Source organism: Maricaulis sp. (genome assembly GCF_017642925.1).
Lineage (GTDB): Bacteria > Pseudomonadota > Alphaproteobacteria > Caulobacterales > Maricaulaceae > Maricaulis.
Genome location: NZ_JAEPOL010000016.1, coordinates 16027 through 33017 on the forward strand (window position 1 = coordinate 16027; position 16991 = coordinate 33017).

The 16991-nt window shown below is 65.6% G+C and carries 17 protein-coding genes; 9 read left to right on the plus strand and 8 right to left on the minus strand.

From position 1 onward, the window contains the following. Window positions 1–18: 18 nt before the first annotated feature. The 3 genes from JJ918_RS13120 to JJ918_RS13130 all read right to left on the minus strand — a co-directional run bounded on the left by JJ918_RS13120 (window position 19) and on the right by JJ918_RS13130 (window position 1834). Window positions 19–438: a type II toxin-antitoxin system VapC family toxin gene (locus JJ918_RS13120; protein ID WP_291888064.1), complete on the minus strand. Its 420-nt coding sequence runs from the start codon at window positions 436–438 to the stop codon at window positions 19–21. After that, on the minus strand, window positions 435–662 hold the full coding sequence (locus tag JJ918_RS13125; protein ID WP_291888067.1) for a hypothetical protein: 228 nt from the start codon (window positions 660–662) through the stop codon (window positions 435–437). Before JJ918_RS13125 ends, JJ918_RS13120 begins: the two co-directional genes overlap by 4 nt. Window positions 663–724: 62 nt before the next feature. Continuing rightward, window positions 725–1834, minus strand: coding sequence for an S-(hydroxymethyl)glutathione dehydrogenase/class III alcohol dehydrogenase (locus tag JJ918_RS13130; protein WP_291888070.1), 1110 nt, complete (start codon window positions 1832–1834; stop codon window positions 725–727). A gap of 185 nt (window positions 1835–2019) precedes the next feature. Between JJ918_RS13130 and JJ918_RS13135 the strand changes: the two genes are divergently transcribed. Both JJ918_RS13135 and JJ918_RS13140 read left to right on the plus strand, forming a co-directional pair. Further along, the gene (locus JJ918_RS13135; protein WP_291888072.1) at window positions 2020–3375 is read left to right on the plus strand and encodes an OmpP1/FadL family transporter; all 1356 of its coding nucleotides are present in this window, start codon (window positions 2020–2022) and stop codon (window positions 3373–3375) included. A gap of 94 nt (window positions 3376–3469) precedes the next feature. Beyond that, a complete protein-coding gene (locus JJ918_RS13140; RefSeq protein WP_291888075.1) occupies window positions 3470–4585 on the plus strand; it encodes a beta-ketoacyl-ACP synthase III in 1116 nt (371 codons plus the stop codon). A 16-nt stretch (window positions 4586–4601) separates the two neighbouring features. Here the strand turns inward: JJ918_RS13140 and JJ918_RS13145 are convergent, their stop codons facing one another. Together JJ918_RS13145 and JJ918_RS13150 are read right to left on the minus strand one after the other, a co-directional pair. After that, a complete protein-coding gene (locus JJ918_RS13145) occupies window positions 4602–6014 on the minus strand; it encodes a serine hydrolase (RefSeq protein ID WP_291888078.1) in 1413 nt (470 codons plus the stop codon). A gap of 73 nt (window positions 6015–6087) precedes the next feature. Continuing rightward, window positions 6088–6642 carry a MarR family winged helix-turn-helix transcriptional regulator gene (locus tag JJ918_RS13150; protein WP_291888081.1) on the minus strand — a complete coding sequence of 185 codons (555 nt, stop codon included), beginning with the start codon at window positions 6640–6642 and terminating at the stop codon, window positions 6088–6090. Between the two features lie 100 nt (window positions 6643–6742). Between JJ918_RS13150 and JJ918_RS13155 the strand changes: the two genes are divergently transcribed. Together JJ918_RS13155 and JJ918_RS13160 are read left to right on the plus strand one after the other, a co-directional pair. Beyond that, window positions 6743–7288 (plus strand): carboxymuconolactone decarboxylase family protein, encoded by a 546-nt coding sequence (locus JJ918_RS13155; RefSeq protein ID WP_291888084.1) that lies wholly within the window; start codon window positions 6743–6745, stop codon window positions 7286–7288. A 58-nt stretch (window positions 7289–7346) separates the two neighbouring features. Then, entirely contained in the window at window positions 7347–7910 is a 564-nt protein-coding gene (locus JJ918_RS13160; RefSeq protein WP_291888086.1) for a peroxiredoxin, read from the plus strand. 209 nt (window positions 7911–8119) lie between these two features. Here JJ918_RS13160 and JJ918_RS13165 read toward each other — a convergent pair whose 3' ends face one another. After that, entirely contained in the window at window positions 8120–9331 is a 1212-nt protein-coding gene (locus JJ918_RS13165) for an ammonium transporter (RefSeq protein WP_291888088.1), read from the minus strand. Window positions 9332–9571: 240 nt separating this feature from the next. On the opposite strand from JJ918_RS13165, the gene JJ918_RS13170 reads away from it, so the two are divergent. Genes JJ918_RS13170 through JJ918_RS13180 form a run of 3 tightly spaced genes read left to right on the plus strand, consistent with a single transcriptional unit; the run spans window position 9572 to window position 12776 of the window. Continuing rightward, window positions 9572–10687 carry a beta-ketoacyl-ACP synthase III gene (locus tag JJ918_RS13170; protein WP_291888090.1) on the plus strand — a complete coding sequence of 372 codons (1116 nt, stop codon included), beginning with the start codon at window positions 9572–9574 and terminating at the stop codon, window positions 10685–10687. Continuing rightward, complete coding sequence (locus JJ918_RS13175) at window positions 10687–11706, plus strand: hypothetical protein (RefSeq protein WP_291888092.1); 1020 nt, start codon at window positions 10687–10689, stop codon at window positions 11704–11706. Before JJ918_RS13170 ends, JJ918_RS13175 begins: the two co-directional genes overlap by 1 nt. 14 nt (window positions 11707–11720) lie before the next feature. After that, on the plus strand, window positions 11721–12776 hold the full coding sequence (locus tag JJ918_RS13180; protein ID WP_291888094.1) for an acyltransferase: 1056 nt from the start codon (window positions 11721–11723) through the stop codon (window positions 12774–12776). 15 nt (window positions 12777–12791) lie between these two features. Here the strand turns inward: JJ918_RS13180 and JJ918_RS13185 are convergent, their stop codons facing one another. Continuing rightward, window positions 12792–13166, minus strand: coding sequence for a hypothetical protein (locus JJ918_RS13185; RefSeq protein WP_291888096.1), 375 nt, complete (start codon window positions 13164–13166; stop codon window positions 12792–12794). A gap of 92 nt (window positions 13167–13258) precedes the next feature. Beyond that, window positions 13259–15142, minus strand: a complete 1884-nt coding sequence (locus JJ918_RS13190) for a CocE/NonD family hydrolase (protein ID WP_291888098.1) — start codon at window positions 15140–15142, stop codon at window positions 13259–13261. 190 nt (window positions 15143–15332) lie between these two features. Here JJ918_RS13190 and JJ918_RS13195 point away from each other — a divergent pair, with 190 nt between their 5' ends. After that, window positions 15333–15953, plus strand: coding sequence for an HD family hydrolase (locus JJ918_RS13195; RefSeq protein WP_291888100.1), 621 nt, complete (start codon window positions 15333–15335; stop codon window positions 15951–15953). Further along, on the plus strand, window positions 15953–16924 hold the full coding sequence (locus tag JJ918_RS13200) for an NAD regulator (protein ID WP_291888103.1): 972 nt from the start codon (window positions 15953–15955) through the stop codon (window positions 16922–16924). Before JJ918_RS13195 ends, JJ918_RS13200 begins: the two co-directional genes overlap by 1 nt. Window positions 16925–16991: the final 67 nt, after the last annotated feature.

Consider the following 16991-nt stretch of genomic DNA (forward strand, 5'->3'; position numbering starts at 1 on the left):
GGATGAAGGGATGGGCGGTCAAGACGGGTTGATGTCGTCAAGGCTGATCGTTTGCAGGCCGAGGCGGTCGCGCGCCAGAGTCAAGAGCCGCTTGTCCGCACTTATGAGCGGTAGCCCCTCCCGGCGTGCCAGAGCAATATAGAGACAGTCATACACAGGGTGGTCCTGCTCACAGGCGATCTGCAAGGCTTCCGGTTGCAGCGTCAGATCAGGCCGCAGTTCGGGATAGACTGCGAAGCGCCGGATCACATCCAGACTTGTCGCTCGGTCCAGGTCGCCGCGCCGGTGATACTTCCAGATTGCATTGGCCACTTCGGTGACGATCAGGGCCGGCGCCACCATCGCATAGCGGTCGATGGCAGCTTCCGCCTGTCTGTACCCCGGCCCCCGTATAAACGCCCGCACGGCGACGCTGGCATCGAAAACGGCCGGCTTCAACGATCCCGGTCCTCGCGGATCAGATCTGTCGGATCGATATCCGTCGGCTTGCACCGTTCACGAACACCGCGCGCAAATTCCAGAAAATCTTCCCGCTGGCGATAAATGCGCTCCTCCAGAACCTCCCGCAGGAATTGCTCCAGCGACTTGCCGTCATTTGCCGCCATGCGCTTGAGGTTGGCAACGACGTGATCGTCGAGATTGCGGATGATGACCTGGCCCATGGCGCGCCTCCTGATATCATGATGATATCATAGCAGACCCGCAGGCTAGGCCCAAGCGTGGATCAATACTCCACCACGCTGCGAATACTCTCGCCGGCATGCATCAGGTCGAAGCCCTTGTTGATGTCTTCCAGCTTGAGCTTGTGGGTGATCAGGCTGTCGATATCGATGCGGCCTTCCATGTACATGTCGACGATCTTGGGCACATCGGTGCGGCCCCTCGCCCCGCCGAAGGCCGAGCCGCGCCAGTTGCGGCCGGTGACCAGCTGGAAGGGACGGGTGGAGATTTCCGCGCCGGCCGGCGCCACGCCGATCACGATGGAGGTGCCCCAGCCCTTGTGGCTGCATTCCAGCGCCGTGCGCATCACATTGACATTGCCGATGCATTCGAACGTGTAGTCGGCCCCGCCGCCGGTCAGCTCCACCAGATGGCCGACCAGATCGCCGGTCACATCCTTGGGATTGACGAAATCGGTCATGCCGAACTGGCGCCCCATGGCTTCCTTGGCCGGGTTCATGTCGACCCCGACGATCTGGCGCGCGCCGATCAGTTTGAGACCCTGGATGACGTTGAGACCGATCCCGCCGAGACCGAAGACGACGGCCGTGCAGTTGGGCTCGGCCTTGGCGGTGAACATCACCGCACCGATCCCCGTCGTCACGCCGCAGCCGATATAGCAGATCTTGTCGAAGGGCGCGTCCGGGCGGACCTTGGCCAGCGCGATCTCAGGCAGGACGGTATAGTTGGAGAAGGTCGAGCAGCCCATATAGTGCAGGATTTTCTCGCCCTTGTAGGAGAAGCGCGAGGTCCCGTCCGGCATCACGCCCTGGCCCTGGGTCGAGCGGATCGACTGGCACAGATTGGTCTTCGGATTGAGACAGTATTCGCATTCCCGGCATTCCGGCGTGTAGAGCGGGATGACGTGATCGCCGGGCTTGAGCCCCGTCACGCCCGGACCGCACTCCACCACCACGCCTGCGCCCTCATGGCCCAGGATCGCCGGGAAGGCGCCTTCCGGGTCGGCGCCCGAGCGGGTGAATTCGTCGGTATGGCAGATCCCCGTCGCCTTGATCTCGACCAGCACCTCGCCGGCCTGCGGCCCCTCCAGGTCGACCTCGACGATCTCGAGCGGCTTTCCGGCTTCGAAGGCAACAGCGGCACGCGTTTTCATGGAGCTCTCCCGGGGTTTCCAGACCGATTGCAGACCCCGTGTTTCGCACTCCGGGACCGGGAGGTCAAAGGCGTACGCAGCTGCGAAAAGCAGATTTTGCTGCGCAGCAAACCTCTTGAAACGCGGAGGGAACGAAACGACGTCGCATCCCGTTGGGTCTCTGGGGAGGGCGCAAGGAGTATGTCATGTTTCCGTCTCTTCCCCCCGCCGGCTGGCGCGTCTCCGCGACCGCCATCCTGATCGCCCTTTCCGGCACAGCCGCCCACGCCGAGGGTTTCCGCATCCAGGAATACAGCGTGCGCGATCTCGGCCTCGCCAATTCGGGCAATGCCGCCTATGCCGCCGACGCCTCGACCGTCTTTTCCAATCCCGCCGCCCTGCCACAGCTTGACGGGCGCCAGCTCAATGTCGGCCTGCACGGCATTCTGGGCCGCGGCGAGTTCACCGATACGGGCTCGACCGATGCCACCGGCGCCCCGCTGAGCGGCGGCAATGGCGGCGATCTGTTCAACGACGCCGTCATCCCCAATGCCTACTACGCCCAGCCCATCGGCGACGGGCGATTCTGGTTCGGCGTCGGCCTGACCGCGCCCTTCGGCCTGACGACCGACTATGACAATGGCTGGACCGGCCGCTACCAGACGCTGGAATCCGAGCTGACGGTGATCGATATCAACCCCTCGCTCGGCTTCGTCGTGAATGACTGGCTGTCGCTGGGTCTCGGCGTGAGCGCGCAATATGCCAGCGTGAAACTGACCAATGCGATCGATTTCGGATCCCTGTGCCTGGGCCAGGTCGAACCGGCCGCGCCGGGCACGTGCTCATCCATCGGCGCCCTGCCGCAGCAGGCCGACGGTTTCGTCAAGCTGGACGGGGATGACTGGACGCTGGGCTATAATCTGGGCGCGCTGATCACGCTGAGCGATGCGACCCGGCTGGGTCTCGCCTACCGTTCGGGGATCGATCACGGCATCGAGGGCGATGCACAATTCTCCGCCCCCGCCGCGATGGGCGCCCTGCTCGATCCCGCCTTCACCGACAGCCAGGCCTTTGCGCCGCTGAACCTGCCGGCCCGCTTCTCGGTCAGCCTGCATCACCAGGCCACTGAACGCCTCGCCCTGACCGGCGATGTCAGCTGGTCGCAATGGGAGCGGTTTGACGGGATTTCCGTCGATTTCGACAATCCGGCCCAGCCGGACACGGTGGAAACCCTCAATTACGACAACACGATCCGCTATTCTGCCGGTGCCGAATATGCCGTGAATACGGCCTGGACCGTGCGCGGCGGTGTTGCCGTCGAGGAAACGCCGACCGATCCGGACTTCCGCTCGCCGCGCGTGCCCGATGCCGACCGCACCGTCGCTGCGCTGGGCGCTTCCTGGACCCCGCGCGAGAACATCACGCTGGACGCCGGCTACCAGCACATCTTCTTCGAGGATGCCGAAATCGACGAGACCGGATCGGGCGGTGACACGCTGACCGGGGTCTATGACGAGAACGCCGCGGACCTGGTCGCCCTGGGCCTGAGCTGGCGCTTCTGACGCCGGCCGGACCGGACAACCGCGCTAGAAGGGTGACGCCGCGGCGTTGCCGGACTAGTTTCGCGCCTCTTGCGTACGTCCCGGAGTGATGTGAATGAACGCGGTTATCCGGTCCACCGGTCTTTGGACCCCCGACGAGTCCGTTTCCAACGATGAACTCGTCGCCTGCTTCAACGCCTATGTCGAACGTTTCAACGCCGAGAATGCCGACGCCATCGCGCGCGGTTCGGTCGAGGCGAAAAACCCCTCCTCCTCCGGCTTTATCGAGAAGGCCTCCGGCATCAAGTCGCGCTACACGATCGACAAGGCCGGCGTGCTCGATGTCGATCGCATGCGCCCGCGGGTGAAGCCGCGCGCCAATGACGAGCTCGCGCTGACCGCGGAAGCCGGCGTCGCCGCCGCCCGCGACGCGCTGGAACGCGCCGGCCGCGACCCCAAGGATGTCGACGCGGTGATCTGTTCGGGCACATCGATGCAGCGCACCTATCCGTGCATGGCGATCGAGATGCAGGACGCGCTGGGCATTGAGGGCTTCGGCTTTGACATGACGGTGGCCTGTTCGTCCGGCACGTTCGGCGTGGTCAATGCGATCAACATGATCGATACCGGCATGGCAAAATCCGTACTGGTCATCGTGCCGGAAATCACCACGCCGCAGCTCAATTTCCGCGACCGCGACAGTCATTTCATCTTCGGCGATGTCGCCGTGGCCATGCTGATCGAGCACGAGGATGTCGCCGGCGGAGAGGGCTGGCGCGTTCTCGGCCGCAACATGATGACGAAATTCTCGAACAATATCCGGTCGAACTTCGGCTTCCTCAACGCCTCGGAAGACCCGGAACCGGATTTCGAGGATCGCTATTTCGTCCAGGAAGGCCGCAAGGTCTTCAAGGAAGTCTGTCCCATGGTCGCCGAGATGATCCTCAACGACATGGCGAGCTTCGGTCTCAAGCCCGACCAGATGAAGCGCCTCTGGCTGCACCAGGCCAATATTAACATGAACATGCTGGTCGCCAAGAAAGTGTTCGGCCGCGAGTTCGAGCCGGACGAAGCGCCGGTCATCCTCGACGAGTTCGCCAACACGGCCGGGGCCGGCTCGCTGGTCGCCTTCCACCGCCACAATGACGGGTTCGAGGCCGGCGAGAAGGGCCTGATCTGCTCTTTCGGCGCGGGCTATTCCGCCGGCACGGTGTTTGTCGAGAAACTCTAGGCGGAAACGGAGCGGCCTATCTGCGGCCGCTATAGGCCACCGCCAGCCTGAAGACCGCGAAACCCACGCCGCACACCGACCCGGCGATCAGCAGGATCGTCATGTCCGGCTGGTAGAGATTGAAGGTCGCAAGCGGAACGCCGAAGAGTCTGGGGATCAGGTCCACAAACACCCAGGCCATCGCCAGGGTCGCGACCAGGGGGAAGAAAAGGCTGAAAGCGCCGAAAGCACCCGACTTCGCCCGCAGGCCCGCTCGGCGTAGCCACGCCGTCGCGATGCCGGCCAGGAAGAGAACCGGCAGCACCAGCAGCATGAGATAGAGGCTCTTTGCCCCGAGGTGATTGCCGCCACTTTGCGGTGTCTCCCCCAGCGCAATCGCCGCGAAGCCGGAGAGAATGTCTCCGGTCACGCCAAACCCCATGCCGCTATTGGCATTGACCAGAACCACCCCGCCTCTTCGCTCCGCGCGGGACAGGACAGCGATGGTTTCGACCCCCGGGGTCAGTCCCGTGTGGTAGGCCGCATCGGCCTCGGCATCGAGAAACCAGCCGAAGCCGTAATGCGGTGAGGCGGCATTGGCCGGGCGCATCATCATGGCCTTGTGGTCGGCGCTGATCAGATCGTCCTCGCCATTCATCATCATCGCCAGATAGCGGGCCATATCAGCAGCGCTGGCCATCACGCCCCCCGCCGGCGCCATGCCGCGCACGGTCCGGCGATCGGCAACCGGGCGCCGGCCGCCAAACCAGGGCGTATGGCCGATCGCCATGGCCTCATGCACCTCGCCATCGGCGACGAAACTGTCATCCATCCCCAGCGGCTCAAGGATCCGCGTCTCGATATAGTCGCCGTATTCCAGCCCGCTGACCGTCTCGATCAGCCCGCCCAGAATGAGATAATTGGCATTGGAATACTGCCACCGGCCGCCGGCCTCGCCGGCCGGCGCCATAGCCGCCAGCTGACGGACCCGGTTGGCCAGCCCGTCAGTCTCGCCGGCGCCGTCGGTATGGGACTGATTGCCCTGCAGTGTGGAATAGCCGCTGGTATGGCTCAGCAGCTGGCGGATCGTGATCGTCCCGCCGGGCTGGCCGTCGAACACATCCAGATACTCGCCAATGCCATGATCGAGCTCGATCCGGCCCGCCTCGACCTGCTGCAGGATGGCGAGCGCCGTGAAACTCTTCGAGATCGAGCCGAGCGCGAAGGGCGTGTCTTCGGTGACCGGCAGGCCACTGCCTGCCACGCGCTCACCGCGCTCGCCCAGCCGCACATCGCCATTCTCGACAAGCGCATAGGCCAGACCGGGCGCCGCCGCCCGGGGAACAGCCCGGTCGAGAAAGGCCTCGACCCCGCCGGATTGCGGTTCATCTTGTGACAGGGCCGCTGCCGTCAGACACAGCAGTCCCAGGATCGCCAGATAACGCCACATTCGATATCCCCCCGTTTGTCTTTACCTGACCTAGCAGGCAGCGGCCGCCGGCACCACTGTCCGGCTTGTATCCCTAGCCATCATGCTCGACGCAGATCGCCTCGCTGTCGGCAGGCGTGAGCGCTTCGTTCAACAGGGCGCATCGCGCCTGACCTGCCACGCCCGGCTCCGGCCGGTAATGCCGGCAGGTCCGGCACACGCCGAAGGCCCGGCCGCCGCGCCGGCGCAGAAGGTCTGACAGCACCGCCCGCAGCCCGCCGGACAGGTCCTCGCCGCGTGCCGCCTCCACGCTCCGAGCCGCCGCGTCCAGCGCGTCCATCGGATCGCCGGCCAGCATCTCCTGTCCCGCCGCGGTCAGCGCCAGCGTCAGTCGCCGCCGGTCACCGGCGACCGGCTCCTTCGTCACAAGCTGCTTGGTCTCCAGCGCATTGAGCGATTGCGACACCGTGCCCTTCGTCAGGTTGAGATAGGCGGTCACGGCCGAGGGCGTGCGGGAAAACCGGTTGGCCAGACGCAGGAAGCGCAGGATTTCCCACTGCACGGGTTTGAGCCCGCTTGCATGCGCCTCGTTCTGGATGAGGCGGGACAGGCGTTCGAGCAGGTGCGTGGTCGGCGAGTGTCCGGACATGCCTGAACGTATCGAGTCAAAACAGGTCTTGCAAACCCCGGATCCGCTTCCTAGCTTTTAAATGTATCGAGTCGATACTTTTAGAGCGAAAGGACACCCCATGCCCCACATCACCCCCTTCCCGCACGCCGACGCCTCGGGCGAACGCAAGCAGCTGATGGACGCCGTGAAGGGCCAGTTCGGCGCCGTCATCAACATGTTCGGCACCGTCGCCCACTCGCCGGCCGCGCTGAAATCCATGCTCGGCAGCTTCCAGGCGCTGGGCGGCGGACGCATCGATGCCGCGCTGGGCGAAAAGATCGCCGTGGCGATCGCCAACCGGAATGATTGCGAATACTGCCTCTCCGCCCACACCGTGCTGGGCACCCAGGCCGGCGAAACGCCCGCCGCGATGGAAGCCGCCCGCGCCGGCAAGGCCGCCGATCCGCGCACCCAGGCCGCGCTCGACTTCGCGCTCGCCGTCGTCGAACAGCGCGGCCATGTCGGCGCCAGTGCCGTCGAGCGGCTGCGTGCGGCCGGGTTCGACGATGAGGAAATCGTCGAGATCGTCGCGCATGTCGCACTCAACCTCTTCACCAATTACGTGAATGTCGTGTTCGGCGTCGAGGTCGACTTCCCCCGCGTCAAACCCCGCCAGGCCGCCTGATAAAACGGATAGCCCGCCGGCGCCGCCGCTGGCGGGCATCCATCCGGAGGATACCGGGATGAAACTCAAACCCGCCCCCGAACTCACCGTATCCGGCTGGCTGAACACTGCGGAGCCGTTGAGCCTGGCCGGCCTGCGCGGCCGGATAGTGCTGCTGGAAGCCTTCCAGATGCTGTGCCCGGGCTGTGTCTCACACGCCCTGCCGCAGGCCCGGCGCGTCGCCGAGCATTTCACCGCACACGGCGTCGCCGTGATCGGCCTGCACAGCGTGTTCGAACATCATCAGGCCCAGGGCAGCCGCGAGGCGCTGGCTGCCTTCCTGCACGAATACCGGATCGCCTTTCCCGTCGCGATGGATGCGCCCGGAGATGCGCCCGGAGATGCGGCCGGAGATCGGGGCGGCCTGCCCCGCACCATGGCCGCCTATGCCATGCAAGGCACGCCGACCACGATATTGATCGACCGGCAGGGCCGCATCAGGCGGCACAGTTTCGGTGCGGTCACCGATCTCGCACTCGGTGCCGCGATCGGTTCGCTCCTCGCCGAGGGCGATCCGGTATCCGCACCGGACGGGAGCGATCCTGCCCTGGCATGCACGCCCGAGGGATGTCCTGCGCCCTGATCCTCTTCTCCTGGTCTTCAGCCTCAAAAAAGCGGGGCCAAAAAAAGACCCGGTCCGCCGCAGCGAACCGGGTCAGTCTGACGTCTCGAGGCCGGGGAGGACATGGCCTGGACGCGAAACGGTTCAAAACAGGTCGGGGGTAAGCGCCGCAACCCCTTACAGCGCTCACCCCCGTTCCGGCCCCCAACCGGCCGAACCATGAGCCGGTGTCAGCCGCCGACGGACTCGCCGTGGAGGCTGGTATCGAGACCGGAGACTTCGGATTCCTCGTCGACGCGCAGGGACATCAGCTTCGACAGGACAAACAGGATGGCGAAGGTCACGGCGCCGCAATAGACCGCCGCGGCCAGGGCGCCCCAGGTCTGGGTCCAGACCTGCAGCAGATTGCCTTCGATGGCGCCCGGCGCGCCGCCGATCGCTTCGCTGGCAAAGACACCCGTCAGGATGGCGCCGACCAGACCGCCCACACCGTGCAGGCCGAACGCGTCGAGTGCGTCGTCGATCTTCAGCGCCTTCTTCAGGGCGGTGACGCCCCAATAGGCCGCAAAGGCCCCGCCGGCACCGACGAAGAAGGCCGCCCAGGCCGGCACGAAGCCGGCGGCCGGGGTGATCGCGACCAGGCCGGCCACGGCACCGGACGCCGCGCCGAGCACGCTGGCCTTGCCGCGCAGGATCCATTCCAGCCCCATCCACACCAGGACGGCGGTCGCGGTGGCCAGCTGTGTGGTGACCAGGGCGTGCGCTGCCGCGCCGTCAGCTGCCAGCGCAGAGCCGCCGTTGAAACCGAACCAGCCGACCCAGAGAATGCCGGCACCGGCGACCGTCAGCACCAGATTGTCCGGCGCCAGGTTCGATCCGGGATAGCCCTTGCGCGGGCCAACGAATTTCGCGAGCACCAGGCCGGCCACACCGGCATTGATGTGCACCACGGCGCCGCCGGCAAAGTCGAGCACGCCCGCCTCGCCCAGGAAGCCGCCGCCCCACACCCAGTGGCAGATCGGCGCATAGACCAGCACCACCCAGACCGCCGAGAACACCATGAAGGCGGAGAATTTGATCCGCTCGACCGCCGCACCGGCGATGATCGCGACGGTGATGATGGCAAAGGTCAGCTGGAACATCAGGAAGAGGTTTTCGGGCAGGTCGCCGGACATCGTGTCCGGTGCGATCCCCGCCATGCCAAGACGGCCGAGCCCGCCGACAAAGGCGTTCAGCCCGCCCCCGTCGGAGAAGGCGAGCGAATAGGCGATCAGCGCCCACAGCACGGTGACGATGGCCGCCGCACCGACGCTCTGCATCAGCGTGGAGAGCACGTTCTTGCGGCGCACCATGCCGGCATAGAAAAGCGCCAGCCCCGGCAAGGTCATGAACAGGACCAGGGCGGTCGAGGTCAGGATCCAGGCATTGTTTCCAGTGTCCATGCGGGGCCTCCGGCGAGCGGTTGAGTGCTTCTTGCTGTCTGCCCATGAGCTAGGCGCCGGATTTTCCGGGAGTCGACGCCGCCGCGGGAAAATCGCGGTTTTGCGCCGTGTGCGCTGCACAATCGGGCAGGCTTGCTCGTTTTTCGGGCGGCCGCCCGGGCGCGGCAATGCGCGCATGGATTGATCGGGGGCAGGCATGCTTTACGCTGACGAAAAGTCGGGAAGAAAGAGTCGGGAACCGTGCCAGACAGCGTCATCCGGGCGACCGGTTACTGGGCCCCGCCCAGTGTCATCGACAATGACGAGCTCGTCGCGAGCTACAATGCCTATGCCGAGCGGTTCAATGCCGAACACGCCGCAGCCATTGCGGCCGGCGATGTCGAGCCTGTGCCCCTGTCCAGCGCCGAGTTCATCGTCAACGCTTCGGGCATCCAGCGCCGGCATGTCTACGAGAAGTCCGGCATCCTGGATATCGACCGCATGGTGCCGCAAATCCCGCCGCGCCCGATCGAGGAGGTCTCGGTGCAGGCCGAGTTCGCCATGAAGTCGGTGACGCCGGCACTGGAGGCCGCCGGCTATGACGGGTCGGACATTGACGGCGTGATCGTCGCCTCCTCGGCCCAGCAGCGCAATTTCCCCGGCGTTTCCTGCGAGATCCAGAACATCATCGGCTCGGACGGCTTCTCCTTCGACCTGACCATGGCCTGCGCCTCGGCGCTCTACGGGCTGCACATCGCCAATGGCATGATCCGCTCGGGCCAGGCGAAACGCCTGCTGATCTGCTCGCCGGAACTGATGACCTGCATCAATGTGCACTCGCGCCGCGAAGTGCACTTCATCTTCGGCGACGCCTCGGCGGCGATGATCGTGGAGGCCGATGACGGCCGGCCGGGCGGCTGGGACGTGCTGGGCACCCATGCCCAGAACAAGTGGTCCTCGGCGCTGCGCTCGGATTTCGGCTTCATCAACATCGCCGAACGCCAGGTCGATCCGGACTTCGAGCCGCATCTCGACCAGGACGGCCACCGCGTCTTCAAGGATGTGGTCGGCTTTGCGCCCACGGTCGCGCGCTCGATGATGGAGGATATCGGTCTGGCACCGGAGGATGTGCGCCGCGCCTGGCTGCACCAGGCCAATATCCGCATGGTCGACATGATCGCCAAACGCATTCTCGGCCGCGACCGGACAGAGGAAAACGCACCGGCCATCCTGACCGAGTACGGCAATACGTCCTCCTCCTCCGTCGTGATGAATTTCCAGATGCATTCCGACGATATGAAAGCCGGCGAGACCGGCGTGATGTGCGCTTTTGGTGCCGGTTACGGTGTCGGCGCGGCTGCCGTGAGGAAACGCTGATGCGCCCGATACACACCCTGGCCGCACTGGCCGGCCTGAGCCTGATCGCTGCCTGTTCCGACCCCGCACCCGAACCGGAAGCCGCTGACGGCCCGGGCGCCCTTGAAGAGACTGCCACGCCGCAGCCGGCAGGCGGGGACACGGCCCAGACGGACGCCGAGGACGAGGCCGAAACCGCCGGCCTGCCCGGTGTCGACATCTACATCGCGCCGCTCAGCTGGGTCGGCAATATTCCGGCCATCGGCACGCTGACCAATGCCACCGCGCGGCCCGGCTATGACAACCAGCCCGCCTTCACCGAAGACGGTACCAGCTTCTACTTCACCTCCGGCGACAGCGAGCACACCGATATCTGGCGCTGCAGCCTGGACTGCACCGTGCGCACGCAGATCACCGACACGCCCGATGCCGGGGAATACTCGCCGCGGCCGACTCCGGCCGGCGGCGCGCTGTCCTATATCTACCAGGCGCCCGGCGGTTATGGCGGCGAGGTCTGGCTGGACGCGCCGGGTGGCGGCAATGCCCGCTCGGCCTCCGATGTCGGCCCGAACGGCTATTACGCCTTCAATGCCGACATGACCCGGCTGGCCGTGTTCAGCCTTGAGGACAACTTCCCGCTGAAAGTCTTCGGCCGGTTCGAGGATACCGGGATTGTCACCGCCGCCGAAGGCATCGGCCGCGCCCTCTATGCCGCGCCGGACCATGACAGCGTCTACTTCACCCTGCCGCACGAGGATGGCGGCTTTGCCGTCTTTGAAACCGGGTTCGACGGCGCCACGCCGGAACACCGTTTCGACCTGCCCGGCGAGACCGAGGACTATGCCGTCTTCACCCTGCCGGACGGCACGGACGGTTTCTTTGCGGTCGACGAGAATGTGCTGATGACGCGCACGCTGAATGCGCCCTGGCACTCGGTCGCCGATCTGGCCGTGCACGATATCGACGGGGTCACCCGCCTCGCCGTCAGCCCGGACCGCCGCCATATCGCCCTCGTCGCGAACGATCCGGCCGGCGAATAGCCGGCGCCGCGATCATGCAGGAACACGGGCGGCACACGACCATTGTCGAGATTCAGCACCTGCGCATGGTCGCGGTCCTGCTCGTCGTGCTCGCCCATATCCATCAGGCCGATGCGCGCTTCCTCACCACGACGCTGCTCGACCAGACGGCCTATTTCGGCTTTGCCGGCGTCGACGTCTTCTTCGTCCTGTCCGGCTTCATCATCCACCATCTCTACCGCGACCGTCGCGGGCTGGATGTGCGCTACTTCCTCAAGCGGCTGAACCGGATCTTCCCGCTCTACTGGATATTCACCGGGCTGACACTGGCGGGCTATCTCGTCTTCGGCGACAGCCTGACCCGCTCCTTTGCCGAGCTCGACCTCATCGCCTCGCTGACCCTGATCCCGCATCACGACCTGCCCGTCCTGCTGGTCGGCTGGACGCTGACGCACGAGCTCTATTTCTATGCCCTGTTCGGACTGGCGCTGGCCCTGCCGCCGGTCTGGCGGGTCCGGGCAGCCGCGCTGTGGGCGGCGGCAACGATTGCCGCGACCGCCCTGATGCCGCGGGATGTCTCGCCCTGGCTGAGCGTCGCCTTCAGCCCGTTCAACCTGCTCTTCCTGTCGGGCATTGGCCTCTCGGTGCTGCGCGACCGGCTGCCGGCCTGGCGCTGGCCGCTCACGGTCGTCGCGCTGGCCGGTGCGATCGGCGGACTGGTCTGGACCCATGGCGGCGGGCTCGACGCGATCGACGCGGCCGCCCTGCGCGTGCCGGTCTTCGCCCCCTTCGCCATCGGCATCACCGCGGCCTGGCTGGCCTGGAAACCGCACCTGCCCGCCCTCGCCGCGCGCATCGGCGACTGGTCCTATGCGATCTATCTGGGCCATCTGCTGGCGATCAGCGCGCTGGCGCGCGTGCTGCCCGACAGCCTGTGGAGCCCGCTCTTCTATCTCGTCGCCCTGGCCGCCTGCATCGCCCTGGGCTGGCTGACCCATATCGCCGTCGAGATGCCGCTCCTGAAAGCCGGCCGGCGGCTGATCGACACAATAAAACCGCCCGCTGACACGCAGCGGGCGGCCAAGGACTAGCGAAAGCGGGTCCGGTCAGACCGCGACCGCCTCCGTGATGCGGTAGGTCAGGTCGTCGCCATCGGCTTCGTGGATGGTGAGATAGTCTCCGACGCGCAGCGTGTGGTCGCCGAGGCGGAAGACCGGTTCGTCCGGGCCCTCGTCTTCCTCGTCATAGCGGAAATACCAGTGCGAACCGCGATGGGAGAGCCAGCCATCGGCCTTCTCGTCCGGATCGGGCGAGAAGCGGTCGACGGTGCATTTCTCCTTGTGGGCGCGCCACAATTCGAGGTCCAGCTTGCCATCCTTGTCGAGCGGCGCGACCACGACATAGCCGTGATGCTCGTCGCCATCGGGATAGCCGGCGTCAGGATTGCGGCCCAGCCGCATCACCACACGTGTCAGACCCATCTCGGTCTCCTGTTCCAAGTCAACGATATCGCACCCCTTTTTCGCCGTCGGGTCAATCCGTCCGGCCGCGATGCGGCGATCTCACGCACACCCTAGCGTGCGCGAACGACCGGCAGTTCGATATAGGAGGCGTGCCCGGGCGAATGGTGCACGGAATTCGTCGCCACACGGCCCTCGCTCTCGTCGTAATTGTTCCCGCCCGTGTTCAGATTGCGCACGAATTTCGGGAAGTTGGACGAGGTGATCTCCACCTGGATGCGATGGCCCGGCTGGAAGACGATGCTCGACGTCATCGGCGTGAAGTCGAGTTCATAGACCTCGCCCTCTTCCATCATCTGCGGCGTGTCATAGCCATTGCGATAGCGGGCCCGCAGGATGGTGTCGTCGACGATCCAGGCCGTGCCGTCCGGAGCGACATCGACGAGTTTCACGGCGAAGTCGGTATCCGGCGCGTCCGAGGAAACATAGAGCACGGCATCGATGAAGCCGGTCACATCCAGCGGCTCGGTGAGCACGTCGGAGGTGTAGACCAGCACGTCGTCACGTACCTGGACCGGCCGCTGGTCGCGCGCGCCGGGATGCACGATGCCGCCATTGCAGCAATCGCCACCGCCAATGGTCTGCACGGGCACCATGGGATCGTAGACATAGGTGTCGGCGGGCTCCTCACCCTCCGGCGCCTCGAAGCTCAGACGCCCGTCGCCATAGCGGCTGTTGGCATCGCCGCCGGAATGCAGATAGAGCCGCACCGGCTCGGCCGCGGCCGGCGGCCATTCCTCCGCGCCGCGCCACTCATCGGCGCCCATGGCGTAGTACTGCACGCGCGGCGTGTCGCGGTCCCAGGCATTGCGCTCGCCCTTCAGCCAGCGGTCGAACCAGGCGAAGATCAGCCCCGTCGTGTCGAAGCTCGTGTCGCCGACATTGCGCTCGCCGACGACCGTATCCGGGCCGTAGTTGAAGAAGTTGCAGTGCACATTGGGACCGGCGACGACATACTGGTTGTCGCGCACCTCGCGGTCGGAGGCGTTTTCGCGGACATGGTTGTAGAGCGCCATGTTCGGGCCGATCGACACGTCATACCAGGAATTGAACCAGAGCGCGGGCACGCCCCAATCCTCATTGTCATGGTAGAGCCCGCCCTCATACCAGCCCTCATCGGCCGGACCGCGGACGATGAATTCGTCGAAAGTCGCCGGCGGCTCGCCCAGCGTGGACAGCAGTTCGGAGACCGGCAGGAAGGCGATATGGCTGGCCCAGTCGACCTCCGGCTTGTCGGTCGCCAGGTCATTGTACTGCGCGATGCGGCTGCGCATCTGCGGGTCGAGACCGGCCGGGATCTGGGCGCGCAGCGGATTGTCGACATTGTAGAGCCAGACAAAGAAGAGATTGCGCGGCACGCCGCCGGTATACCAATTGCCCTGTTCGTGGAATTCGCCGACCCGGCCGATGCCCGCGCCGGACGCCATCGGCACCATCGCCGCGTGGGCCGGGTGATCCATCGCCGCCAGCGCCAGCTGCCATTCCGCCGAGGAGGAGCAGCCCCAGGTGCCGACCCGGCCGTTCGACCAGTCCTGCGCCGCCAGCCAGTCGAGCGCGTCATAGCCATCGGTGCGCGGATAGCCGAGAATCTCGAACTCGCCCTCGGAGAAATAGCGGCCGCGCTCATTCTGGATCACGAAGGCATAGCCGCGATTGACCGCCTCGACCGCCATGCGCAGGCGGCTGCCTGACAGGGTGTTGAAATTGTACGGGGTGCGCCAGAAGATCACCGGCACGTCTTCATCGGCCTCGCGCGGCCGGTAAATATCCGTCGACAGGCCGATCCCGTCGCGCATCGGCACGAGGACTTTCGTCTCGGCCGTCGCGATCCGCGCCAGCTCGGCGCGCAGCGCATCCTCGGAATAGTTGGAATAGTCCTGGGCCAAGGCCGGCGCCGTGAAGGCTGCCAGCGCCGCAATCATCGCAATCAGTCGCATGTTTTCCCCCGGAGTTCCGGTCTCACGAACCGTTCTGGTCGGCGCAGAGTGAACCCCCTGACCGCGCCGTGCAAGGCAGACAGGCGCGGCGTTCTCTGCAGCGCAAAGCCCGGCCTGACAGTGCGCAGAGTGGAGTGATGGCAGCATCGGTGCTATCTCCGCTCTCCGCCAAACCGGAGGTCCGACCCGCATGCCTGCTGCCGCCCGCAAGAAAGCCGTCGCACCGCGCGCCTGGCAGCGCATGATTTCCGGCCGCCGGCTCGACCTGCTCGACCCCTCGCCCTTCGACGTGGAGATCGAGGACATCGCCCACGGCCTGGCCCGCGTCGCCCGCTGGAACGGGCAGACCCATGGCGATCATGCCTTTTCCGTCGCCGAACACTCGGTCGTCGTGCTCGATATTCTCGATCACCTCTATCCGGACCTGGAACAGAAATGGCGCCTCGCCGCCCTGCTGCACGACGCCTCGGAATACGTGATCGGCGACATGATCAGCCCGTTCAAGGCCGCACTGGGCGTGAACTACCGCGAGTTCGAGGACCGGCTGGAAGCGGCCATCCATCTGCGTTTCGGCCTGCCGCCGAAACTGCCCAGGGAAACCAAGCGCAAGATCAAGCGGGCCGATGTGATCTGCGCCTATTTCGAGGCGACCCAGATTGCCGGCTTCAGCCATGACGAGTCGCTGAAATTCTTTGGCCGCCCGCCGGGCGAGCTGGAAATCGAGATCGTGCCGAAATCGGTGAAACAGGCCCAGATCCTTTTCCTCGACCGTTTCGAGACGGTGCTGGGCCAGTTCGAAGGACGGCGCTGATGCAGCCGGCCGGCCAGTCGATCTCCGTCGGTCTGAACGCGGTCATTCTCTCGGTCGACGGCGACACGCCGCAGCTTCTCATCGTGCCGCAGGAAGGCGGCGGGGTCGCCCTGCCCTTCGGTCCGTTCGATCCCGCCCGGCACCGCACGTTCGAGATCGGTCTGCGCCGCTGGGTGGCCGAACAGGCCCACTTCCAGCTGGGCTATGTGGAACAGCTCTACACTTTCGGCGATCGCGGCCGCGAGGCGCCGGTTGCCGCGATGACAGGTTCCGAGGACGCCCGCATCGTGTCGATCGGCTATCTCGCCCTGACGCCCGACAAGAGCACCCCGCCCGATGGCGGCGGACGCTGGCGCGGCTGGTATGATTTCTTCCCCTGGGAAGACTGGCGCGACGGCAAGCCGGCGCTGATCGAGGCCGAGATCATTCCGCGCCTGTCAGCCTGGGCCGACGAAGCCGGCGTGCCCGGCCGCCGGGCCTCGCGCCACGACCGGTTGAAAACCGTTTTCGGTGTCGGCGGCGGCGGATGGAACGAGGAACGCGTGCTCGACCGCTACGAGCTGCTCTACGAAGCCGGGCTTGTCGCCGAGGCGGCGCGCGACGGCCAGGTGGAAAACCCGTCGCAATGCCCGGCCTTCGGCTTGTCCATGGCCTCGGATCACCGGCGCATCCTGGCGACGGCGATCTCGCGCCTGCGCGGCAAGATCAAATACCGCCCCATCGTCTTCGAGCTGATGCCCGACCTTTTTACACTTTCCGCACTGCAACAGGTGGTCGAGGCTATTGCAGGATACCGGCTTCACAAGCAGAACTTCCGCCGCGCGCTGGACCGCACGGGATTCGTCGAGGGGACGGGCCGGATGGAAAGCCGTACGGGCGGGCGGCCGGCCGAACTTTTCCGTTACCGCCGCGAAGCACTGGCGGGCCTGCCCTCGCTGGGCCTGGCCATTCCCAGGTTGCGTGACGGGTAATTTGTGTTGCAGCTGAGAGTTGTTCAGGCTTAGAATGCAGGCGTCTGACGACAGTATGAGTACACTG